This window comes from Bacillus sp. MYb56, assembly GCF_002976445.1.
GTDB lineage: Bacteria > Bacillota > Bacilli > Bacillales > Bacillaceae_G > Bacillus_A > Bacillus_A mycoides.
In genome coordinates this window covers 113,279-135,618 of the sequence record NZ_PCOH01000004.1, presented here as the reverse complement: position 1 = coordinate 135,618, position 22,340 = coordinate 113,279, and the positions used below count along the sequence as shown (strand labels likewise).

At 36.5% G+C, this 22,340-nt stretch carries 25 protein-coding genes; 18 read left to right on the top strand and 7 right to left on the bottom strand.

Annotation, left to right across the window (positions count from 1 at the left end):
- Window positions 1-74: 74 nt before the first annotated feature.
- The 14 genes from CQ058_RS07530 to CQ058_RS07465 all read left to right on the top strand — a co-directional run bounded on the left by CQ058_RS07530 (window position 75) and on the right by CQ058_RS07465 (window position 11,673).
- Window positions 75-947, top strand: a complete 873-nt coding sequence (locus tag CQ058_RS07530; RefSeq protein ID WP_142396331.1) for an alpha/beta fold hydrolase — start codon at window positions 75-77, stop codon at window positions 945-947.
- A 76-nt stretch (window positions 948-1,023) separates the two neighbouring features.
- The gene (locus tag CQ058_RS07525) at window positions 1,024-1,224 is read left to right on the top strand and encodes a sporulation YhaL family protein (protein WP_002087191.1); all 201 of its coding nucleotides are present in this window, start codon (window positions 1,024-1,026) and stop codon (window positions 1,222-1,224) included.
- 212 nt (window positions 1,225-1,436) lie between these two features.
- Entirely contained in the window at window positions 1,437-1,886 is a 450-nt protein-coding gene (locus CQ058_RS07520) for a helix-turn-helix domain-containing protein (protein WP_105589547.1), read from the top strand.
- Window positions 1,887-1,976: 90 nt separating this feature from the next.
- On the top strand, window positions 1,977-2,537 hold the full coding sequence (gene glpP, locus CQ058_RS07515) for a glycerol uptake operon antiterminator GlpP (RefSeq protein WP_000394293.1): 561 nt from the start codon (window positions 1,977-1,979) through the stop codon (window positions 2,535-2,537).
- Window positions 2,538-2,764: 227 nt separating this feature from the next.
- Complete coding sequence (gene glpF / locus CQ058_RS07510) at window positions 2,765-3,586, top strand: glycerol uptake facilitator protein GlpF (protein ID WP_002134791.1); 822 nt, start codon at window positions 2,765-2,767, stop codon at window positions 3,584-3,586.
- A gap of 12 nt (window positions 3,587-3,598) precedes the next feature.
- Window positions 3,599-5,089, top strand: coding sequence for a glycerol kinase GlpK (gene glpK / locus CQ058_RS07505; protein ID WP_105589546.1), 1,491 nt, complete (start codon window positions 3,599-3,601; stop codon window positions 5,087-5,089).
- Between the two features lie 133 nt (window positions 5,090-5,222).
- On the top strand, window positions 5,223-6,905 hold the full coding sequence (glpD, locus tag CQ058_RS07500; protein ID WP_002030199.1) for an aerobic glycerol-3-phosphate dehydrogenase: 1,683 nt from the start codon (window positions 5,223-5,225) through the stop codon (window positions 6,903-6,905).
- Window positions 6,906-7,020: 115 nt separating this feature from the next.
- Window positions 7,021-7,353, top strand: a complete 333-nt coding sequence (locus CQ058_RS07495; RefSeq protein WP_061674045.1) for a PadR family transcriptional regulator — start codon at window positions 7,021-7,023, stop codon at window positions 7,351-7,353.
- On the top strand, window positions 7,346-8,119 hold the full coding sequence (locus CQ058_RS07490) for a VanZ family protein (RefSeq protein WP_105589545.1): 774 nt from the start codon (window positions 7,346-7,348) through the stop codon (window positions 8,117-8,119). The genes CQ058_RS07495 and CQ058_RS07490 overlap by 8 nt, the downstream gene beginning before the upstream one ends.
- A gap of 535 nt (window positions 8,120-8,654) precedes the next feature.
- Window positions 8,655-8,990, top strand: coding sequence for a nucleotidyltransferase domain-containing protein (locus tag CQ058_RS07485; protein ID WP_002087180.1), 336 nt, complete (start codon window positions 8,655-8,657; stop codon window positions 8,988-8,990).
- Entirely contained in the window at window positions 8,974-9,357 is a 384-nt protein-coding gene (locus CQ058_RS07480) for a HEPN domain-containing protein (protein WP_105589544.1), read from the top strand. Before CQ058_RS07485 ends, CQ058_RS07480 begins: the two co-directional genes overlap by 17 nt.
- A 106-nt stretch (window positions 9,358-9,463) precedes the next feature.
- Window positions 9,464-9,997, top strand: coding sequence for a sigma-70 family RNA polymerase sigma factor (locus CQ058_RS07475; RefSeq protein WP_105589543.1), 534 nt, complete (start codon window positions 9,464-9,466; stop codon window positions 9,995-9,997).
- Between the two features lie 4 nt (window positions 9,998-10,001).
- Complete coding sequence (locus CQ058_RS07470; RefSeq protein WP_105589542.1) at window positions 10,002-10,409, top strand: PadR family transcriptional regulator; 408 nt, start codon at window positions 10,002-10,004, stop codon at window positions 10,407-10,409.
- A 7-nt stretch (window positions 10,410-10,416) separates the two neighbouring features.
- Entirely contained in the window at window positions 10,417-11,673 is a 1,257-nt protein-coding gene (locus tag CQ058_RS07465) for an FtsW/RodA/SpoVE family cell cycle protein (protein WP_105589541.1), read from the top strand.
- 6 nt (window positions 11,674-11,679) lie between these two features.
- Here CQ058_RS07465 and helD read toward each other — a convergent pair whose 3' ends face one another.
- The 3 genes from helD to CQ058_RS07450 all read right to left on the bottom strand — a co-directional run bounded on the left by helD (window position 11,680) and on the right by CQ058_RS07450 (window position 15,821).
- Window positions 11,680-14,016, bottom strand: coding sequence for an RNA polymerase recycling motor HelD (gene helD, locus CQ058_RS07460; protein ID WP_105589540.1), 2,337 nt, complete (start codon window positions 14,014-14,016; stop codon window positions 11,680-11,682).
- 293 nt (window positions 14,017-14,309) lie between these two features.
- Window positions 14,310-15,179, bottom strand: coding sequence for a peptidylprolyl isomerase PrsA (gene prsA / locus CQ058_RS07455; protein ID WP_002087171.1), 870 nt, complete (start codon window positions 15,177-15,179; stop codon window positions 14,310-14,312).
- A gap of 447 nt (window positions 15,180-15,626) precedes the next feature.
- Window positions 15,627-15,821 carry a hypothetical protein gene (locus CQ058_RS07450; protein WP_000172693.1) on the bottom strand — a complete coding sequence of 65 codons (195 nt, stop codon included), beginning with the start codon at window positions 15,819-15,821 and terminating at the stop codon, window positions 15,627-15,629.
- Window positions 15,822-15,939: 118 nt separating this feature from the next.
- On the opposite strand from CQ058_RS07450, the gene CQ058_RS07445 reads away from it, so the two are divergent.
- Complete coding sequence (locus CQ058_RS07445; protein ID WP_002140722.1) at window positions 15,940-16,275, top strand: DUF1878 family protein; 336 nt, start codon at window positions 15,940-15,942, stop codon at window positions 16,273-16,275.
- A 5-nt stretch (window positions 16,276-16,280) separates the two neighbouring features.
- Here the strand turns inward: CQ058_RS07445 and CQ058_RS07440 are convergent, their stop codons facing one another.
- The 3 genes from CQ058_RS07440 to CQ058_RS07430 form a co-directional block, all read right to left on the bottom strand.
- Window positions 16,281-16,838 (bottom strand): HTH-type transcriptional regulator Hpr, encoded by a 558-nt coding sequence (locus tag CQ058_RS07440; RefSeq protein WP_002011118.1) that lies wholly within the window; start codon window positions 16,836-16,838, stop codon window positions 16,281-16,283.
- Window positions 16,839-17,137: 299 nt separating this feature from the next.
- Complete coding sequence (locus CQ058_RS07435) at window positions 17,138-17,500, bottom strand: YtxH domain-containing protein (protein ID WP_002188631.1); 363 nt, start codon at window positions 17,498-17,500, stop codon at window positions 17,138-17,140.
- A 208-nt stretch (window positions 17,501-17,708) separates the two neighbouring features.
- The gene (locus CQ058_RS07430) at window positions 17,709-18,143 is read right to left on the bottom strand and encodes an HIT family protein (RefSeq protein WP_001016832.1); all 435 of its coding nucleotides are present in this window, start codon (window positions 18,141-18,143) and stop codon (window positions 17,709-17,711) included.
- Window positions 18,144-18,724: 581 nt separating this feature from the next.
- On the opposite strand from CQ058_RS07430, the gene ecsA reads away from it, so the two are divergent.
- Genes ecsA through ecsC form a run of 3 tightly spaced genes read left to right on the top strand, consistent with a single transcriptional unit; the run spans window position 18,725 to window position 21,393 of the window.
- Window positions 18,725-19,468, top strand: a complete 744-nt coding sequence (gene ecsA, locus CQ058_RS07420; RefSeq protein ID WP_001292616.1) for an ABC transporter ATP-binding protein EcsA — start codon at window positions 18,725-18,727, stop codon at window positions 19,466-19,468.
- Complete coding sequence (locus tag CQ058_RS07415) at window positions 19,461-20,672, top strand: ABC transporter permease (protein WP_105589539.1); 1,212 nt, start codon at window positions 19,461-19,463, stop codon at window positions 20,670-20,672. The genes ecsA and CQ058_RS07415 overlap by 8 nt, the downstream gene beginning before the upstream one ends.
- A 13-nt stretch (window positions 20,673-20,685) precedes the next feature.
- Entirely contained in the window at window positions 20,686-21,393 is a 708-nt protein-coding gene (ecsC, locus tag CQ058_RS07410; RefSeq protein WP_002030211.1) for an ecs operon protein EcsC, read from the top strand.
- Between the two features lie 283 nt (window positions 21,394-21,676).
- Here the strand turns inward: ecsC and CQ058_RS07405 are convergent, their stop codons facing one another.
- Window positions 21,677-22,048, bottom strand: coding sequence for a hypothetical protein (locus CQ058_RS07405; protein WP_012260511.1), 372 nt, complete (start codon window positions 22,046-22,048; stop codon window positions 21,677-21,679).
- Window positions 22,049-22,340: the final 292 nt, after the last annotated feature.

The window sequence follows — 22,340 nt, the reverse complement described above, 5'->3', positions numbered from 1 at the left end:
AATCAAAAAAGAACATAAAACAACCAAATAATGTAAAAACTTTAAATAGCAACATGAGAAAGGAGACGGGAATTTTGAAACGGTTTAAATTTTATTTTATTAGCGGTATTGTGCTCGTTTTGTTAATCGTATGTAACTTCGTTGATAAGCCGATTGCGAAGGTTGGAGAAGTGAAAGATACTGTGATGATGAGGATGAATACGAAAGAGAGTATGGCGCAGATTGATGGGCAGACGATTTATTTTAAGCAAATTGGTGAGGGGAAACCGCCTTTACTTATGCTTCACGGGTTCGGTGGTTCTTCAGATGGGTTTAATGATATTTATCCGGAACTTGTAAAGGATCATACGATTATTGCGGTTGATATTTTAGGGTTTGGGCATTCTTCTAAACCAATTGATTTTCAGTATTCGTTTCCCACGCAAGTGAATTTATATTATAAGTTAATGAAGAAACTCGGATACGATCAATTCGCAGTACTTGGTCATTCGATGGGCGGAGAGATGTCTCTAAATTTAGCATATTTATATCCGGATGCAGTAACGCATCTCGTTTTAGCGGATTCTACAGGAATAGAGTCTTTCCAGCAAAAAGAAAGTTATGAAGTGCCGCCACTATCGACAGACTTACAAACTGTAACAGAGATTACGGATTATAATAAAAATGAAGTGAAAAATAGTCGCGATGATAAAGAGCATTATGATCAGCTTACGAAAATGAGAGAGCGCCGCATTGCGATGGAAGCAGATAAAATTAAGGTACCGACTTTAATTATATGGGGACGACACGATAAGAGTGTTTCTTGGAAAAATGGTGAACTGTATCATGAGCTATTTGCAAATAGTACGTTCCATATCATTGAAAAAGGATACCACGCACCGTTTCGCCAGGAACCAATCGAGTTTATGGAATATGTACAAGCGTTCTTCGCGAAGAATCCACAATAAAATTTAAGCATAAATCCACTTCTTTCCTCATAAAGTGAAACTAATAAGGCTTGTCTAAGGAAAGGGATGAACGAAAGTGGAAACTTTACCATGGTGGATTTATCTTGTAATCATTGGGATCGTATTGAGTGGCTACATGGTTTTATATACTTCGAAAAAAGAGCAAGAGATGGATAATGATTTTATCGAAAAAGAAGGCGAAGTATATATGAAGCGTTTAGAAGAAGAGCGAGAGAAGCGGAATCAGGATAGTGATAAAGATTCGGTATTGCTTTAATAGAAAAAGTTTGAAGAAGAGAAAAGGATTTTGTTTCTCTTCTTTTTATTGTTCGGGAAATTATTATAGAAGAAAAGCATATGAAATCGACATGATACATAGCGTCATTTTTAGATGTAACGCACAAGTTGCACAACCTATGCAACGATAACTAGCTTTACTCTTCATCATTTATTTGACCATACTAGACATAGAGAGGTGATAAACACAGTATGATTTTTAGTGAACGTTTAAAAGAAGAAAGGGAAAAAAGAAATTGGTCGCAAAATGATTGGGCTGAAAAAATTCATGTAAGTAGGCAGTCTGTTTCGAAATGGGAGACGGGAAAGAACTATCCGAGCATTGAAATTATTATTCATTTAAGTGATCTGTTCGGTATTACAATTGATGAGTTATTGAGGAGTGATGAAGAGTTGACGCAAAAAGTAATTGAGGATAGTAAGCAATTAGCGTATCCGAAATGGAAGGTGTTTTTCGATAGTCTATTTATGATGGGCGTATTTTTATTTATTACAAAAATCGTTGTATGGGCGTTAAATAAGTTTGCAGGAGCAAGCATTACAATTGTCGCAGATGCACCATATGTAATGAATTTTTTACCGCTCCTATTAATGATTATAGGTGGTACGGTTTCTGATAAGTTGAAGAAAATATATAGATAAGAGAAAGATTTGTAAGAAATCCCCTACACTAGCTGTTCTTTTCACCCAAATTGTGTACTATAAAGGATAGATAGGAAGGGGACGGTTAGAATGGAATTTCATGAGCAAAAGATTTTGCCGGCAGTGAGGCAAATTAAAGATTTGGAGAAGCTATTACATAGTTCGTATGAGTATATTGTTATTTTAGATATTCATGTCGGTCAATTGAAGAGTGTTGTGTCGCTCGCGAAGCAGCATAATAAAAAAGTATTTTTACATGTGGATTTGATCCATGGATTACAAAGTGATGGGCATGCGACGGAGTTTTTATGCCAAGAATATAAACCGTACGGGTTATTATCGACAAAGGCGAGCGTAATTATGAAGGCGAAGCAAAAAGGTGTCGTCTCCATTCAACGCATCTTTTTAATTGATTCTAGCGCAATGGAAAAGAGCTGTAATTTGCTAGAAAAGACGAAGCCGGATTATATAGAGGTGCTTCCTGGTGCGTTAACGGGTGTCATTGCTGAGGTGAAAGAGCGTACAGGTGTACCAATTTTAGCAGGTGGTTTTATTCGAACGGTAGAAGACGTTGAAAGAGCGTTAAATGCGGGTGCGACAGCAATTACGACATCGAAAAAAGAACTATGGAAACATTACCAAAAAAAGTGACGAAAATGTGAAAAAATTCTGTTGACACCGCTTTCATTAAGGGTTAACATTATAGACAAGTTAATAAACGTGACGGAGAAAAGAAGAGATCCACATTTTATTGTTTCTATATATATTATATAGAAGCATGTAAGCTGTGGATCTTTTTCTTTTGAAAAAAACGAATGGCCATTCATTTTACCTCTATCACTTTTCGAAAGCATTTAAATTGATTGTGGAGGGATTTTATGTCAGCATTTTTAGGGGAATTAATAGGGACTGCGTTGTTAATCTTACTTGGTGGCGGTGTTTGCGCTGGTGTAAGTTTAAAGAAATCGTTTGCGAAAGATTCTGGTTGGATTGTAATTACAATGGGTTGGGGTCTAGCGGTTGCTATGGCAGCGTATGCAGTTGGATCAATTAGTGGGGCACATTTGAATCCGGCTTTAACGATAGGACTTGCGTTTAAGGGAGCGTTCCCATGGAGTGATGTACCTATGTATATCGCAGCACAAATGATTGGGGCAATTATCGGGGCAGTTCTTGTATATTTACATTACTTACCACACTGGAAAGAAACAGAAGATCCAGGAACAAAGTTAGGTGTATTTGCAACAGGTCCAGCAATTCCGAACACATTTACAAACCTTTTAAGTGAAATGATTGGAACATTCGTTTTAGTATTTGGTATATTAGCAATTGGAGCAAATAAATTTGCAGATGGTTTAAATCCATTTATCGTAGGTTTCTTAATTGTAAGTATTGGTTTATCATTAGGTGGAACAACAGGATACGCAATCAACCCAGCTCGTGATTTAGGTCCGCGTATTGCACACTTCTTCCTTCCGATTGCAGGAAAGGGCGGTTCAAACTGGAAGTATGCATGGATCCCAGTAGTTGGTCCAATTCTAGGTGGATCACTTGCAGGATTATTCCATCAAGTTGTATTTGAAGGAAAACAAAATTCAGCACTTATTTATGTGATTATTACAACTGTGATTGTACTAGCAATCTCTTATATGACAAGTAAAAAAAGTGAAGCTACTACAAATAGTAGAAAAGTAGCATAGGGGGAAACTGATATGAAAAAATATATTCTTTCATTAGACCAAGGAACAACAAGCTCACGCGCAATTCTTTTCAATAAAGAAGGAAAAATCGTTCATTCAGCTCAAAAAGAGTTTACACAACATTTTCCAAAGCCAGGCTGGGTTGAGCATAATGCACAAGAAATTTGGGGATCTATTTTAGCAGTTATCGCAACTTGCTTAAGCGAAGCAGATGTGAAGCCAGAACAAATCGCTGGTATCGGTATTACGAACCAACGTGAAACAGCGGTTGTATGGGATAAAACGACTGGAAAACCAATTTATAACGCAATCGTATGGCAGTCTCGTCAAACAGTTGAAATTTGTGATGAGTTAAAAGAAAAAGGTTATAGCGAGATGGTTCGCGAAAAAACAGGTCTTTTAATTGATGCATACTTCTCTGGTACGAAAGTAAAATGGATTTTAGATAACGTTGAAGGTGCAAGAGAAAAAGCAGAAAACGGCGAGTTATTATTCGGAACAATTGATACATGGCTTGTATGGAAATTGTCTGGCGGTAAAGCGCACATAACAGATTACTCAAATGCATCACGCACATTAATGTTTAACATTCACGACTTACAGTGGGATGATGAGCTTCTAGACATGTTAACAGTACCAAAGAACATGCTTCCAGAAGTACGTCAATCATCTGAAATATATGGAGAAACAATTGATTATCACTTCTTCGGTCAAAATGTACCGATCGCAGGTGTAGCTGGTGACCAGCAAGCAGCATTATTTGGACAAGCTTGTTTCGGTGAAGGTATGGCGAAGAACACTTACGGAACTGGTTGCTTTATGTTAATGAACACAGGCGAAAAAGCAGTAGCTTCTGAGCATGGCCTATTAACAACAATTGCATGGGGTTTAGATGGTAAAGTGAATTACGCATTAGAAGGAAGTATTTTCGTAGCTGGTTCTGCAATTCAGTGGTTACGTGACGGACTGCGTATGTTTAAAGATGCGAGCGAGAGCGAAGTGTACGCTAGCCGTGTTGAATCAACTGAAGGTGTATACATAGTACCGGCATTCGTAGGACTAGGTACACCGTATTGGGATAGTGAAGTACGCGGCGCTATGTTTGGTGTAACACGCGGTACGACGAAAGAGCATTTCATTCGTGCAACGCTAGAATCTTTAGCATACCAAACGAAAGATGTACTATGCGCAATGGAAGCAGATTCAGGTATTGAACTAAATACATTACGCGTTGATGGCGGGGCAGTTAAGAATAACTTCTTAATGAAGTTCCAAAGTGATATTTTAGATGTTCCTGTAGAGCGTCCAGTGATCAATGAAACGACAGCTTTAGGTGCAGCATACTTAGCTGGTCTTGCGGTTGGATACTGGAAAAACCAAGATGAAATTAAAGCACAGTGGCATATGGACAAACGCTTTGAACCAACGATGGAAGCGGAAACAAGCGAAGAGCTATATGCTGGATGGAAAAAAGCAATTGAAGCAACTAAAGCTTTCAAATAATCATAAACAGTGTTATAATGATGACAAGTTAATAATTCGGTAGGAGATTTGGAGAGACCACAACACGCTATAGAGGCGAAATCTATAGCGGAGCTTGTGGTCTCTTTTTTCGTTATCAAAGGGAGGAATTACCATGAAATTTTCAAGTAAACAACGTAAAGACGTATTAAACGGAGTAAATAAACAAGAGTTAGATGTGATCGTAATTGGTGGAGGTATTACTGGTTCTGGTATTGCATTAGATGGGGCAACACGCGGTTTATCAACAATTGTGTTTGAAATGCAGGACTTTGCAGCAGGTACATCAAGTCGTTCAACGAAACTTGTACACGGCGGTTTACGTTATTTAAAACAACTTGAAGTGAAAATGGTAGCAGAGGTGGGGAAAGAGCGTGCGATCGTATATGAGAACGGTCCCCATGTAACAACACCGGAGTGGATGTTACTTCCGTTCCATACAGGCGGCACGTTCGGGTCATTCAGTACATCAATTGGTCTTCGTGTATACGACTTCTTAGCAGGTGTAAAACGAAGCGAGCGCAGAAAGATGTTTAACCGTGAAGAAACGCTAAATAAAGAGCCTCTTGTAAAACAAGAAGGATTAAAAGGCGGCGGTTACTACGTAGAATATCGTACAGACGATGCGCGTCTTACAATTGAAGTAATGAAAGAAGCGATTGAACATGGTGCGAAAGCTGTTAACTACGCAAAAGTAGACAGTTTCTTATATAAAGATGGAAAAGTATGCGGTGTACGTGTAATCGATTTACTAGACGGAGAAGTGTATGAAGTTTACGGTAAGAAAATTGTAAACGCAGCTGGTCCTTGGGTAGATACACTTCGTGAAAAAGATAACTCTAAAAAAGGGAAAGTACTTCAGTTATCAAAAGGTGTGCATTTAGTAATTGACCAAAAACGTTTCCCATTAGGGCAAGCAATTTACTTTGATACACCAGATAAACGTATGGTGTTCGCGATTCCTCGCGAAGGAAAAACGTACGTAGGTACAACAGATACGTTCTATGATAAAGACGCAGCTGTACCGCACATGACAACAGAAGATCGCACATATATCATTAATGCGATTAATTACATGTTCCCAAGCGTGAAAATTACAGAAAAAGATGTGGAATCAAGCTGGGCTGGTGTACGTCCGCTAATTTATGAAGAAGGTAAGAATGCATCTGAAATTTCTCGTAAAGATGAAATTTGGACTTCTGAATCTGGTTTAATTACAATCGCGGGCGGTAAATTAACAGGATACCGCAAAATGGCTGAAATGGTAGTAGACTACGTAACGAATCTATTACAAAAAGAAGGCCATAGCGCATATAAGAAGAGCGATACGAAACATATGCCAATCTCTGGTGGTCATGTAAGTGGTTCACACGGATTCCCGGCATTTGTTGCGAAAAAAGCAGGCGAAGGTACGAAGTATGGTTTAACGACAGCACAAGCGGAAAAATTCGCGAAATTCTACGGCTCTAACGTTGACGTACTGTTTGACTTAGCGAAAAAACATAAAGACGAAGCGAAAGAATACAACATGCCGCTAGACGTTCTAATCCCGCTTGTATACGCAATGGATTACGAAATGACAGCGAAACCAGTTGACTTCTTCGTACGCCGCAGAGGTGCTGTATTCTTCAACATCCACTGGGTATACGAGTGGAAAGAAGCAGTAATCAACTACATGGCTGCGAAACTAGGCTGGAGCAAAGAAGAGCAAATGAAATACACAGCAGAACTAGAAAAAGCGTTAAGAGATGCTGTAATTCCTGTAGATCAACAAGAGCAGGCGGCTGCGTTAGCGTAAAATAGAAAACCACCTGAAGGGGAGCCTTTAGGTGGTTTTCTTTATGGTTTATTTTTCTAACTATGCTGCATAACGACATATGTTGTTATACGATGTAGGTAAGGAGGTGGTATTGTTGGACAAAGAAATCTTGAAGGGAAGTATAGATATTTTATTACTTTCTATCATTGCAAAACGTGATACATATGGATATGAAATAGCCCAAAGTTTAAAGGATGCAAGTGAAGATTTGTATAGTATGGGGCAGGGAACTTTGTATCCAGCTTTAAAGCGATTAGAAAAAAAGGAATTTCTTGAATCTTATTGGAATCAATCTGAGAATGGGATGAAAAGGAAATTTTATACTATTACAAGTAAAGGGAAAAAAGAATTGCAGAAGAAAGTGAACTCTTGGGAGCGTGTAACATCATTAATTCAAACTTGTCAGAAAGGAGTTATTTATGAGTGAATTTGATGAGTATATTAAGTCCATTTTAGCTTATTCAGAACTTAGTAATATTGAACAGGATGAGCTATTTCTAGAAATATATGATCACTTGAACAGCTTGAAAGAAGAATATATGGAACAAGGTATGAATGAAAAAGAAGCGGTGTATAAAGCGATTCAAACTTTTGGCGAATCAAAAGTTATTGGTTTAGGGATTAATCAATCGGTATACGAAGTTCCTAGACCATTAAAGATATTATCAAAAATTTTATGTATTCCTTATATAATGATTTGTTTTATTGTCTTTTTGGGAACATTTATTTCAACTTCTACATTTGACTCTATTCGTAGTTTGACAGGTGGAACTGTCTATCATCCTCTTGAATTTTGGCAGCAATTTTTACATATATCTGATTTAGAAACGTTATTACAACTTTTTGGAATAACACTTTGGCAAATTAAAGATTTTATTGCGCATCCGGGTTTGTGGGGGAACTCAACTTATTGGTTAATCGTTTTACAACATATAATATTGTTAGTTCCATTTGGATTTTTCGTTCCAGTGTTGATTAATAAAGTGACGAACTATAAGAAAGCTTGTAAGTGGTATGTTATGACCTTTCTTGTTTGGGAGTTATTACATTTACTAACTTTATCTGATGTTTTTGATGTGTGGCGGATTGCTATAAATATGCTCGGTGCATCGATAGGATATCTTTTATTTATAAGCCTGATACAAATGGATAATAAATTTAGGGTTATGCGCAAGAAGATATTTGAAAATTAACTTGCTATCATGTAGTTAAAATTATATAAATTAGTTCGGTGGTAATAGAGTATCACTGAAAACATAGGTATTATGTAGTGAGCCAATTTTTTATACTCGTAATAGGTGTTTTTAGTTGTTTATTTATTCATACTGTTATGAAACTGTTGCATAATCTGTCTTTATTGGCGCCATAAATGATGATAGCGTCGAAATGAAATACACAGCTGAATTAGAAAAAGCATTAACAGACGCTGTAATTCCTGTAGATCAACAAGAGCAAGCAGCAGCGTTAGCATAAAAATAAACCGCGTGAGGGAGAGCCCTCGTGCGTTTTTTTGTTTTATTATATTTGTATAGAGTGTACTGAAATTAACTGAGTGTAGATTTTTGTTGCTTAACAGGATATGAATACGAAAGGTATAATAAGTATTATTATACCGTTTGAATAACTTAACAATTGTAGTAGTGTATTGGAGTTGAAATGAATCAATTTATTAATTTGCTTCTACAGTTAGGATTTATTGAGCAGGATTAATTTAAAGAGGTGAATGGAATGAATACTAATGTTCAAAAAGAGTTAAATCAATTAGTAGATAAAATGACTTCCTCTCTTTCTGATGTTAATAAAATTATTTTATTTGGGTCTCATGCTTACGGTATGCCTAATGAGGATAGTGATTTTGATTTGTGTGTAGTGGTTGATGGTATTGGTAAGAGGAAAAGAGAAGCCTTAAAGAAATTGAATTTAAGTATATTCGATGTAATGAAAACACCAGTCGATTTACTTGTTTACGGTTCTGAAGAATTTAATGAGCGTTCTGGTAATCCTGTAACAATGGAATACAAGATTGCTGAAGAAGGTAAGGTATTGTATGAAAAATTTCAGTGAGGCAAATTTATGGTTTGAAATTGCAGATTCAGATCTTAGAGCTTCTAATCATTTATTGTCTTTAATGCCTATTCCTTTTGCAATTATCTGTTATCATTGTCAACAGTGTGCTGAGAAATATCTAAAGGGGTATTTAACGTTTAAAGGAACTCATCCGCCTAAAACGCATAATTCATTGCTGTTAGCAAAGGAATGTGCTGAATTTAATATGGAGTTCAATGATTTAATAGATGATTGTGCAGAGTTAAATAGTTATGCGATTGAAGTCAGATATCCTTATTTTGAAGAACTTAATAAAACAGACGTATCGCAAGCTATAAAAAGTGCGGGGAATATTAAAAGTTTTGTTTTAGAAAAAATTAAATAGTAGAGGATGAACCAAACGGTATGGACATTTCCAACCGTTTTTTTTATGAATTTATAAAACTTTTCCATACAGTGCGTCGTCTAATATATGGGAAGGAGGAAATGATGTGGATGAATTAACGGTAGAAGCGTTTGAAATAGAAGATAAGGAACTCCTTATCGATGAAATAATGAACAAGTATGGACAAGAAGTCTTACAGCTTGTGTATTCATATGTGAATAATAAAGAGGTCGCTGAGGATTTAACGCAGGATATATTTGTGAAATGTTATAAATCTCTTCATACATACAAAGGGAATTCGAATGTGAAAACGTGGTTGTGGAGAATTGCCATTAATCATTGTAAGGACTATATAAAAAGTTGGTATAACAAAAAGGTGATCGTGACAGAGGATGAAGCTGCTTATATTGGGGTTCAAAATGATAGTGTCGAACAAACTGTTATTCAAAATGCGAAGGACCGTGAACTGGCTTCTGCAGTAATGAATTTACCGATAAAATATCGAGAAGTCATTTATCTATTTTATTATGAAGAACTATCAATTAAAGAGATTGCTATTGTAATAGAAGTGAAAGAAAACACAATAAAAACGAGACTGAAAAAAGCGAAGGAGCTTTTGAAGAAAGGATTGGAGGAATAATCAAATGGAAGATCGATTAAAAGGCCTGCGAAAATCAATGGAGAATACAACGTTTAAACATTTGAGTTTTTCTGATCAACACCGAAAGCGGGTGCGCGAAAAAATCAATGCATCACACGAAAAGGAAGAGGACATCTCGTTAGCCATTTTACAACTCCTCAGTAATGAAAAAACAGGATACGAATTGTCACAGCTACTACGAGGGAGAGGGATTCGAAAATTCGAAGGAAATGAAGGGTTTTTATATACCGTATTACATCGGCTAGAACAGAATCGTTTAATCCAATCAAGTTGGGATCATGCAGGAGCTAAATATTATCAATTAAATGATAAGGGAAGAAAGATGCTGCGAAAGGCAGAGAAAAATGCTACGAAGGTACAATTTATATTAAAAGGCTTAGTACAGGAGTGAGGCGAAATTGAATAAAAAAGGGGAGCGTTTTGTAAGCGAAGTTACGAATCATATTAAATCAAAAGAAGCAAAGAGCTTTGTAGCAACTGAACTAGATTTTCACTTAAAACAGGCGAAGAGCACATGGATAGAAAAAGGGTTAAGTGAGGAAGTTGCTGAAAATAAAGCGGTGGAACAAATGGGAAGTCCGATTAAATTAGGGCGGGAGCTTAACAAACTACATAAGCCGAAGGTGGATTGGTTCTTACTTATTTTATTAGTGGCTGCTATGGGGTTAGGGTTTTTGCCAATAATAGCTCTTGGGCATACGAACGATTTATTAATGAACAAAGTAATTTTTGTTATTCTCGGCATTGCAACAGCTGTTGGGATAATGCTACTTGATTATCGAAAGTTAGAGAGGCTTGGATGGCTGTTTTATACAATCGGAGTACTTATTCTGTTAACGTTAAAATGTTTTCCAAGTGGTTACGTGAATGGGGAAGCGCTCATAAAAACTGGTCCCATCAAAATTGACTGTTTAATGACGATACCATTCTTTTTTCTAGCCTGGGCTTCATTTTTTAATAACAGTAGATTAAAATTTATACATCTTTTCATGCTGTACGTATTTTCTTTATATCTATTTTTAACGACATCAATTCTTTTACCAATTTTCATTTATATTACGATGGTATTTGTTATGCTTTGGTGGAGTAAGTTAGGAAAGAAAACGGCATGGCTCATTACAATGTTACCAATTTGTTTCTTTATTATTAGGGATTTACTTTCCTGGTCTGCCGTAAAAGAATATCGGATAGCTAGAATTTTAGGATTTTTAAACCCGGAGCATGATCTATGGGATTTACGTTTAAAAGAGGTAATGTCGTCGGCAGGTTGGTTTGGTACATATGGAAATATAAAGTCTATCCCTGCTGCGCATACTGATTTTGTATTCGCGAGTTTGACTTACTACTATGGATATGTGCTTGCGCTTGTTCTTGTCTTGATTCTTTCTCTTTTTGCAGTAAGAATAATGACCATATCGTATAAAACAAATGATGGTTATGGTAAATTGCTACTCGTTGGTGGAGTAACCCTTTTTGTAGTCCATTTCATTTGTAACGTTGGCATGATCCTCGGGATATTACCACGTGTTGCTATATCATTACCTTTTATTAGTTATGGATTAATACCAACTCTGTTTCATGCATTTATAATGGGGATCGTGCTAAGTGTATATCGACGTAAAGATATGTCGTTTAGAATGAAAAAAACACCTTGATAAAAATCAAGGTGTTTTCGTTATACATTTAAAACTCTCCGAAGCAGCCCCTGTTACAAAAGGACTAACCTCACCAACGCTATAAAGCTGCAATTCATGCATTGCGCGTGTACAAGCAGTGTAGAACAATCTACGTAGGCTTTCATCACTGTACACATCTTTAGAAGCATCGTAAATAATGACAGCATCAAATTCGATACCCTTCGCTAAATAAGCAGGGATAACGACGATGCCTTGCTCATACTCGGCTGAGTTACTTTTCACAAGTTTAATATTCTCGATATGACTGAGTGCCTCGTATGCAGCGGCACTTTCAGCCGCGGATTTACATATAATTGCGATCGTATTGTGCTGTTGTTTTTGTAGTTCAGCAACTTTGGAAGTGATACGCTCATGCAGCTCACTGTAATCCGAAACTTTAGTTACTGTAGGCTTTTCACCGTCACGTTCAAATGCATTAATGTTCTTTCCTTCAGGTACGAGGTCCCGTGTAAATTCAATAATCGGTTTTGTTGATCGATAGCTACGAGTTAAGTTGATGCCGTTTGTTTCATCTGGTCCGTATAAGCTAGTAAGTGTATTGAAATTAACTGTTTCACTCGCATGGGCAAATATCGCTTGGTTAAAGTCTCCGAGTACTGTCATTTTTGCGGCAGGGAAGAGACGTTTTAAAAACTCGAACTGAAACGGAGAATAATCTTGTGCTTCATCTACGAGTACGTGTTTAATTGATCTGTTCGTTTGGAAGCCTTCAATTAATTCTTTTAAAAGTAAAAATGGAGTCGCATCCTCGTAATGTAGCTTTCCTTCATCAAGCATGTTCACAGTTAATGAGCAAATTTCGTCCCATTCTTTAGGCTTTTCTCCAGTAACCCATGATGCATCTGTGAAGAGTTGTTTATATATGCCTGTAAAATTGATAAAACGTAGTGTTTGAACGCCTTTACGTAACGGTTTTAATTTTTTACGGACAATCATACGACCGAGTACTTTCGTTTCTTTTTCATAATCATTAAAGGAGTTGTCATCAAACTCGCATTTTTTCTGTAAGTATTTATAAGCTTTTTGATATTCATCTTTACTAAGTAGTTCAATTTCTTCTTCTACCCAAGGCTTTTTCAGTTCTGTTTTTTCAATTGTGTCTATTTGTTTGTTTAGCCAATCCGTTAACTTCTCAATTCGATTATGGAAGCGGAGGGAGGAATCAGTATTATAAAATTGCTCTGTAATTTCTTTAGCAGAGGCAATCAGTTTTCCTCTAAATTTCATTCCTCTAAATAGCATGCCTGAAGATTCAAGAGATTGTCTGTATGATCTAATCATCTCGAAAAATTGAGTAGATGCTTTAAATCGAATGCTCGCATTTCGAGTTTTATAATTTGCGCTATTCGTTTCAGTTAGCATATATTCTAATTGCTCGTAAGGATCCTCAACGTCAAATGACTTACTTAGTCTATGGTTTAAATATTCTTGGAATGTAACTTGCTGCATATTCTCTTCACCGAGTTCTGGCAGTACGTTAGATACGTAGCTGTTGAACATGGAGTTAGGGGAGAAGAGAATGATTTGATCTGCTTTTAGCCATTCGCGATATTTATATAGTAAGTAGGCGATTCGCTGCAGGGCAGCTGACGTTTTACCGCTACCAGCAGCTCCTTGAACGATAAGTAGTCGCCCTTCATCGTGACGGATAATTTCATTTTGCTCGCGCTGAATAGTAGCAACGATACTTTGCATATGTTTGTTTGTTCCTTTTCCGAGCGCTTGTTGCAGAATTTCATCGCCAATTGTGAGGCTCGTATCGAACATGGAATCAATCTCGCCATTCTGAATTATATATTGTAATTTCTTCTCCACATTACCGCAGATTACGCCTCCTGGTGTGCTGTATTCAGCCGGTCCTGGTGGATAATCGTAGTAAACACTTGAAATTGGTGCGCGCCAATCGTATATAAGAAAGTTTTCTCCGCTTGCATCGGTAAGTGTAGCAACGCCGATATAAATTTGTTCTGCACCAATTTCTCCTTCTTCTTTGAAATCAATTCGTCCGAAGTAAGGTGCTTTATGCATACGGCGTAGTGCGGCAAGTCGATTAAAGGTGTGCTTATGGGTAATTTGTGTTACGGCTAGTGACTGAGCTTGTTGTCTTAAGTTGATAACTGTTTCAAGATAATCGTCAAAAGTATCAGTATTAACTTTTACATCATCCCAAAAGTGTTTACGAATGTTGATTACTTCTGCCCGGCGTCTGCCAGTTTCGCTTTCCAGTTTATCAATTTGCTCCGTAATCGTTTCTATTACGTTATCCAATCGTTTTTGCTCTTGATCAAGTTTTTTGTTCATACGTAAGCACTCCTTTAAAAGTGAAAAATAGAGGTTGACTGAAGATGTGTTTTGGTGTACAATTAAGATACGGATAAATACATTCTTTTATTTTTAGCGAATGCGTTTCTGTACTAATTTAACATAGTTTTTTAATTTAATCAATGATAATAAGATAAACCTTGGTTTCGTGCTGTACGAAATCAAGGTTTTTTTGTGTTGAATGGAGTAAGATGGGGGAGTATATCGATTTATCGGTAAAAAACTACTACAAAATAAAAAAGCTTGGGGCTACCCAAGCTTTTTTCACTTCATTATTTCTTTGCGTCTTTTTTAGCGTCAGCTTTTGGTTCTTCGAAAAGATCTTTCAAATCTTTGTCGTCAACTTTTACGTCAGCTTTTTTGATTTCTTTCATCATAAGATCGTTCATAAATTGAGCATCTTGTGTTTTTTCTTGAACTGCTTCTTTTTTGATGTCAGCTTTTGCTTTATCGAAAGTTGCGTCAGCATGAGTCTCAGTTACTTTAATGATATGGTAACCATGCTGTGTTTTTACTGGTTCACTTACTTCATCTTTTTTCAGCTTACGAGCAGCTTCATCGAATTCTTTTACCATTTTATCTGGTCCGAAGAATCCTAAGTCGCCACCTTTTTCTTTTGAACCTGGATCTTCAGAGTACTTTTTCGCTAACTCTTCGAAAGATTTACCTTGTGCAAGTTCTTCTTTCACTTTTTTAGCAGTCTCTTCATCTTTTACAAGAATATGGCTTGCTTTAATTTCTTGCTTATAGTCCTCAAATTTTGCTTTTAAGTCTTTATCAGTAATTGCTTTTTCAATCGCTTGTTCTTGAGCTAATGAAGCGCGAACGCCATTTTTAACTGTTTCTTCTTTAAGGCCTTGTTGTTTCATTAGTGTATCGAATTGGTCACCGACTTGCTTTTTCATTTCATCGAACTTTTTGTCTACTTCTTTTTCATCGACTTTGTAGTTTTTAATAAGTACTTTTTCCATAACCATGTTATTTAGTACTTGTTTACCAGCTTGTGTCTTCATTTGATTGTAGAACTCTTCTTTAGTGATGTCACCAGCTTTAGATGTAACAATTTTGTCTGATGATGATGTTCCACATGCTGATAATGCGATTACACTTGTTGCGGCTAAGGCAAGCATAGCTTTCTTCATTCAATAAACACTCCTACTATTATGTATTTTTAATTTATCCCATACGAATGAAGAAACGCCTTATGATAGGTTATTTTCGTTCATAAGAACCTGATTAAGTCTCACTGATGTCTTTGCTTTTTTTATATGTAAAAGCACGCTTAACAGGGCTTACCGAGGCTTTAGGATAAAGTTTAGATGCGTGTCGTTTATTTCATAGTATAAGCAATATGTACAAAATTTAATATATCATATTTCGACGGGTTTTCCTATTGATAAAGAAATTTTAACCAGTTTGTGTCAGATTTTGAAAGGGTACCATATTGGGCGGATGTCGCATATACAGAAAAGAGGAGGGGATGGGGGATGAATTCAAAACTTATTTTATTACTTGTACTGTTTATTTTATTAGTCATAGTAGGTATAATTTGCTTATAGAGGAAAAAAATGAGGAAGGGGCTTCCTTCCTCACTTTCCATGAAATATAATTTCTACATAACTAGAAATTAATAGAATGGTAATACATACATTAATAACTCGAAAGACACCGGGCTGGCGGCTCGCAGATATTTGTTTTCGCTCACACAGTGTATGTGTCATGAAATTCGTGTAAAATATAACAAGAAGTGCGAATGCAACAAAAACAACGGTTATAAGAGTCATGAGGCGAGACCTCCTTTTGGCTAAAATACATATACTTTATATATTGTATCATACGATATTTTGTTCGTGTTACAAAATTCAGAAATAGAAGACTTTGTGTTAGGAAGCGAGGGAGAAAATGGACGTTGTAAGAAGACTAGAACAAGCTGAATACTACGTAGACCTACTATTTAAAATGATTGATGAAGAAAAGTGTCCATTTTATTCTTTAATCATAAAGAAAAAAGCTCGTAAAAAAGACATTGAACGTATACTAAAACTTTGTGAAAAGCTGAACGAACAATATGTAGTGGAGAAAGCAGAAGGCCTTCTATTGTTTGATGCGCTATTAGATCAATTTGAAAAAGCGCTTCCACATCAGCTCGAAGTATACGAAACTGCGGAAGCGCTAGCAAAGCAGGGCTTATTTGTGCCACTTATGAATGAATTCTTACGCATGATTGCGAAAGGATAAATAGATTATTTCTTAACTAATTTTTGATCGGTCTCCGTAAAGTTCTCCTCAATATTCTCTAATGATTTCTCAAAAATATCGATGAAGTCCTGTCCGTAAATATTGCGAAGGATCGCAATAAGTTCGATATTTTCTGGGAACTTACCGTAAAAATTACGAAGTTCAAGTGCACCATTAAAAACAGAATTATTTTCAGGGTCATACTCCTCCATTAAGCGAAGTAGTAATTCTTCCCCTTTGTCTGTAATTTCAATGTACGTATTTCGTTTATCATCTTCTTTTTTAGAGAATACAAGATAGCCGCGTTCTTCTAGCTTTTTAGAGAAGTTAAACGCCGTTGATACGTGCATAACTCCAAACTTAGCAATCTCAGAAATAGAAGCCCCTTTTAAATGATAAGCGATTGATAAAATATGATGCTCGTTAATGTTTAAATCGTAAGGTTTAATCCATTGTTGCCAATCTTTCTCTACGCATTTCCATAACGCTTTCGATAATTGAGCAATACGTTGGCTGAAAATCATCGCTTCTTTTACCGAGTAATTTTTTTCTCCACTTTTCATTTACTCACCCACTTTAACATTCTTTTTTCATTATTATCTATTATGCCAGTAAAATAAAAATTAATAAAGTCTTTTTGTGAGAATTGTGAAAATTTTTCGGAAAAATAACATTCTATACAAATCATGCATAACTATGGAAGCGTTTTATGAGTCGAGAATACATGTGTTGTCTTTACATGTTAAGGGATAACATATATTGTAAATGCATAAAAACACGGCATATCTATGTGATATGCCGTGTTAAGGTCAATTCGTATGAAAAATATTTGTTATATGCAAAAAACTAAGCAGGAATATGTTTACGCTTTTTCTGGAACGGCTTCTTGTAGTTTCTCAATTGACTTTTGAATGTCTAAAATTTCTTTTTCGATATGTCGTTTGTTTTGAGAAATATCTTGTTTCCAGTTAGAAAGCGTGTCATGCATATCGTCTTTTAGTTCTTGGAATACTTCTTTACCTTCTGAAGCAGTTTCAACGATTTGACGCTTTAATAACTTCGTATCAGCTGTAATATCAGCTAATGTTTTTTTAATATTAGTTCCTTTTTCTTTCAGCTTACCGCGCATAGCTTTACCAGAAGAAGGAGTTGAGAAAAGAACGGCTAGTCCAGCAACTGCTCCGCCGCAAAGTACACCTGTAATAAAGGATTTAGCTTTTGACATAAAAGGAAACCTCCTTATTTTTCGTTCGTATTCATGATGTATAAAAGTGTGCATATCTTTAAGACAAGGGGAAGAAAAGTGAGCTTTTCTCTCTTGTACATGCTATGCACAAAAAATCATACCCCCGGCATTTTTTGTGAAGAAAGAAGCCATACAATAAATGCCAGAGGAATCGGCTTGTTATGTATTACTTCTTATTATAGTGGCACTATTTCACACTATTTGCAATTGTACTTGCGATGTTTTGTAAATTTTCCATTGTGTATTCATTTTGGTGTGATTTCCAAACAGCACCGAAACCATCGTTTTCACCGTAGCGTGGAATTAAATGAAGGTGGAAGTGGAATACAGTTTGTCCAGCTTTCTCGCCGTTATTGTTAAGTAGGTTGAAACCAACTGGATTAAATTCTGCTTTCATTGCATTTGCGATTTTTGGAACGACCGCAAAAATATGTGATGCGATTTCTGGCGTTAACGCAAAAATGTCTTGTTTGTGAACTTTCGGAATAACAAGAGTATGTCCTTTTGTTACTTGACTAATATCTAAAAATGCAAGTACATGTTCATCTTCGTATACTTTTGAGCAAGGGATTTGCCCGTCAATGATTTTACAAAAAATACAATTGTCCGCTGTATGATTCATCGATCTCATCCTTTCAAATAGTCTTAGCCGTATTTTACCATAATTACATAGGAGAACAAACACGAAAAACAGGAAGCTGACTCAGCTTCCTGTTTTCTGAAGAGGGATTGAAAAAGCATTTTTTATAATTTACGGTTCGCAGACACCTCATTTATTTAAGAAATGCACGGTAAATCGGCTAAAGTTTCTGCCGTAGACACCCCATTTTCAAGTGAAATGAATTGCAATCTTTTTTTAAAATGAAATTGTTTATTTTTTAAAACAGTATATGCTCTTTCGGAGACACCCCGTTTCGAAAATGAAACAAATTATCTGGTTATGTGTAAATTTCATTGTCCAACTTGGACACCCCATTTCATGATGACTTCACTATGTTGTTGTACTCATCAATTGGTGGTTGCTTTTTCAATGTGTTCCTTCTTCACTAATTATGATGTCCGCTTTCGTAAAAATATATGCCAAGAAATTTAAATTTTTTTTTGAAGGCATCGATACTATGTAGTGCACCATGATTTTTGGTAAGATGAATATATACATTTCTTACAAAAGTGAATGAATATAAATGAAGAAAGTGGTGTCGTATGAGCGAGTTATTGCGTGTAGAAAATGTTACAGGAGGATATACGAAACGACCTGTACTGCAAAATGTTTCATTCTCTGTTAATAAAGGCGAACTTGTCGGCTTAATCGGTTTAAATGGAGCTGGGAAAAGTACGACAATTAAACATATCATCGGTTTAATGGAGCCGAAAAAAGGAACTGTCACAATTAACGGGAAAACAATTCGTGATGATATGACAGCGTACCGTTCTAGTTTCTCCTTCATTCCAGAAACGCCAGTATTATATGATGAGTTAACGTTAGAAGAGCATTTGAAATTAACAGCGATGGCGTACGGTGTAGATGAAAAACAATATGAAGAACGCGTAGGGCAACTATTACAAGAGTTTCGCATGAAAAATCGCTTAAAATGGTTTCCGTCTCATTTCTCAAAAGGGATGAAACAAAAAGTGATGATTATGAGTGCATTTTTAGTTGAACCATCTCTTTACATTGTGGACGAACCTTTCGTTGGGCTTGATCCGTTAGCGATTCAATCACTTCTTCAAATGATGGATCAAATGAAAAAGAGTGGTGCGGGCATCTTAATGAGTACACATATTTTAGCGACAGCAGAGCGCTATTGTGATTCATTCATCATTTTGCATCAAGGTGAAGTGAGAGCGATGGGAACATTATCAGAACTTCAATCCGGGTTTAATATGCCTGGTGCAACGCTTGATGATATTTATATTGCGTTAACGAAGGAAGAAGATTATGAATAGCACAGCGTTATGGAAAGAACGATTTCTGCACTTTCTAAAAGAAGTTCGTACATATAGTAAATACGTATTTAATGATCATTTGAAATTTATTTTCGTATTTATCATCGGCGCAGGAGCGTATTATTACCAGCAATGGTTACAAACGTTAACACCTTCGTTTCCGACAGCGTTTGTTATGGCAGTCTTACTTGGCCTCGTATTAACAGCTGGGTCCATCCAAACGTTATTAAAAGAAGCAGACCTCGTGTATTTGCTTCCAGTTGAAGAAAAGTTAAAGCCTTACTTTACGAAGGCATTTCTCTTTACGTTTATGATTCAGTTATACATAATCGCAATGGTAGCAGCTGCGCTTGCCCCGTTATATTTCCAGCAAATGAAACAAACAGGTGCCAATTACATATGGATTGTAATCGCGTTTGTCATTGTAAAAGCGTGGAATTTATTCGTAGCGTGGGAAAAATCATTTTTAACAGATCAAAGCGTTCAAAAAGCAGATTGGTTCATTCGCTTTATCTTAAACGGCTTATTTGTGTACTTCCTTGTAGAACGTACTTCATTCATTTTTACCGGTGTAATTGTCTTTCTTATGGCACTATACCTTGCTGTTATGCATCAAAAGGTGAAAGGAAAGCCGCTAAACTGGGAGTATTTAATTTCTGAAGAAGGTAAAAAAATGATGCTGCTGTACCGCATTGCGAATATGTTCGTTGATGTACCAGCGTTAAAAGAGAGAGTATCACGTAGGAAATGGCTTGATTTCATTCTTTCGATGATTGGTGAGAAACGTACATATTTATACTTATATACGAGAACATTTTTAAGATCGGGTAACTATTTCGGATTATATATGCGTTTACTCGTTCTTGGGGGAATTATTCTTTACTTTATCCCATTTTTATATGGACGTTTTATCGTAAGCCTTGTTTTCTTATACTTAATCGGCTACCAGCTCTTAACCCTTTGGAAACATCACCGTATGAAAGTTTGGCTTGATTTATATCCGGTAGGGGGAGACGAGAAGAAGAGAGATTTCCTTACTTTATTAAATGCGATTCTTATTATCGGCAGCGTTGTATTTACAGTTATATTTGCACTTGCGACGAAAGATTTCATAATGACCGGCATTTTATTTGTCGTAAGCATATTATTTAGTATTGGTTTCGTTTATCAATACGGTGCGAAACGCATTGAGCGTTTAAACTGAAGGGAATGAACCTATGATTACATATGAAGAGAAGGTTATAAAAGAATTGGAGCAGTGGAAAGCTACATTCATGAAAGATTCTTCTATGATGACACGGTTCTCTAAAAAAGTGCAGGTGAAAGTGCAACAACTAGTGCCCGCGAAAGTGCAAAAGGTACTAACAGAAACGATTCGGATGATGGTGCAAACAATTAGTGCTGGATCAAACTTCATAAAACCGAAGCTAAAAGAAACGAACTGGTCACTGCAAAGACGAGACGATGAAGTACGTAAAAAAATGGATGAGTACAAAAAAGTCGCAGCGGCAGAAGGGGCAGGAACAGGAGCAGGTGGTATTCTCCTTGGCCTTGCCGATTTCCCGTTATTACTTACTATTAAAATAAAATTTTTATTCGATGCAGCAACATTGTACGGATTTGATACGAGTAAAAAAGAAGAGCGCCTTTTTATTCTTCATGTTTTCCAACTTGCTTTTTCAAGTGACGATCACCGAAAAGAAGTATGGAAAGCGATTGAAACGTGGGATACAGAAGAAGAAAATCATATGGACTGGGAAAAGTTCCAAACAGAATACCGAGACTATATCGATTTAGCGAAAATGCTTCAGCTCGTCCCAATTATCGGTGCCCCGGTCGGAGCGTACGCAAATTATCAATTGTTGCAAAGGCTTGGGGAAGTAACGATGAATTGTTATCGTATGCGCTTGCTTAATAGAAATTAATTTGTTTTATCAAAAAAGAAAGCCTCTTAAATGTGTAATTTAGGAGGCTTTTCTATTTATCCCGCATTAACGGGCAGTAAGACCCCCACCTCAAAATTCAGCGGAAGCAAAGAAGTTAGGTGGGGGATCAACTGCCCGTAAAAGCCCGATTGGTTCAACTAATAATCAGTGGGGATGAACAAAACCCCCACTGATTAAAGTTTCACTTTATTATTTTGGCTGTTTTCGTAGATATTGTTGCTTTTGATGCAAAAACGAAGAGGGGTAAAGCCCCTTTTCGTTCCTACTTCCTCATCGAACTCCCTACGATCTTACCTGACGGTTCGTCCACGAGTTTATTTATATCGCCTAACAACTCTCGCTGTTTAGCCGGAAAGGTAACGAGTGTTACTTCTTTTCCTTTGAATGACGCATCATCGAGTTGATATTTGGTTGTATCCGCTATTACCTTGCTGACTTTTGCATCTTTCCAACTACCATCTACTCCATCTTTCGCTGCTTGCGATAACGAGCTCCAAACCAATTCCCTTACATCCTTTGTCGTTTGTGCTGTTTCTGTTTTCGGGGTTTCGTTGGTTTTTGTTGTTCCACAACCGCTTAAAAAGATGGATACACAAGTGAATGCAGATACAATCATGCCGATTTGTTTCTTCAAGATGCAAAACTCCCTTCATCGCATAGATACTTCCATATTCCACGTCCTGACACATATCCCTTCTTCACACCAAGGTATATCAATATACGATATTTCAGGATTAGCTCATACACATCTCAAAGAAGAGACGGTATGAAAGTTCGCTCGTTGACACACTTGCAGAAGCAAGAGCGTTGCTTGTTCCGACTTTGGCATTTAGTGATTGAGATAGTTCTCAATCACTTTTTTTATATTTTTATTCATATTTTTAATTTTTTTACCAATAATATACAAATAAAGTTACTTGAGCTTA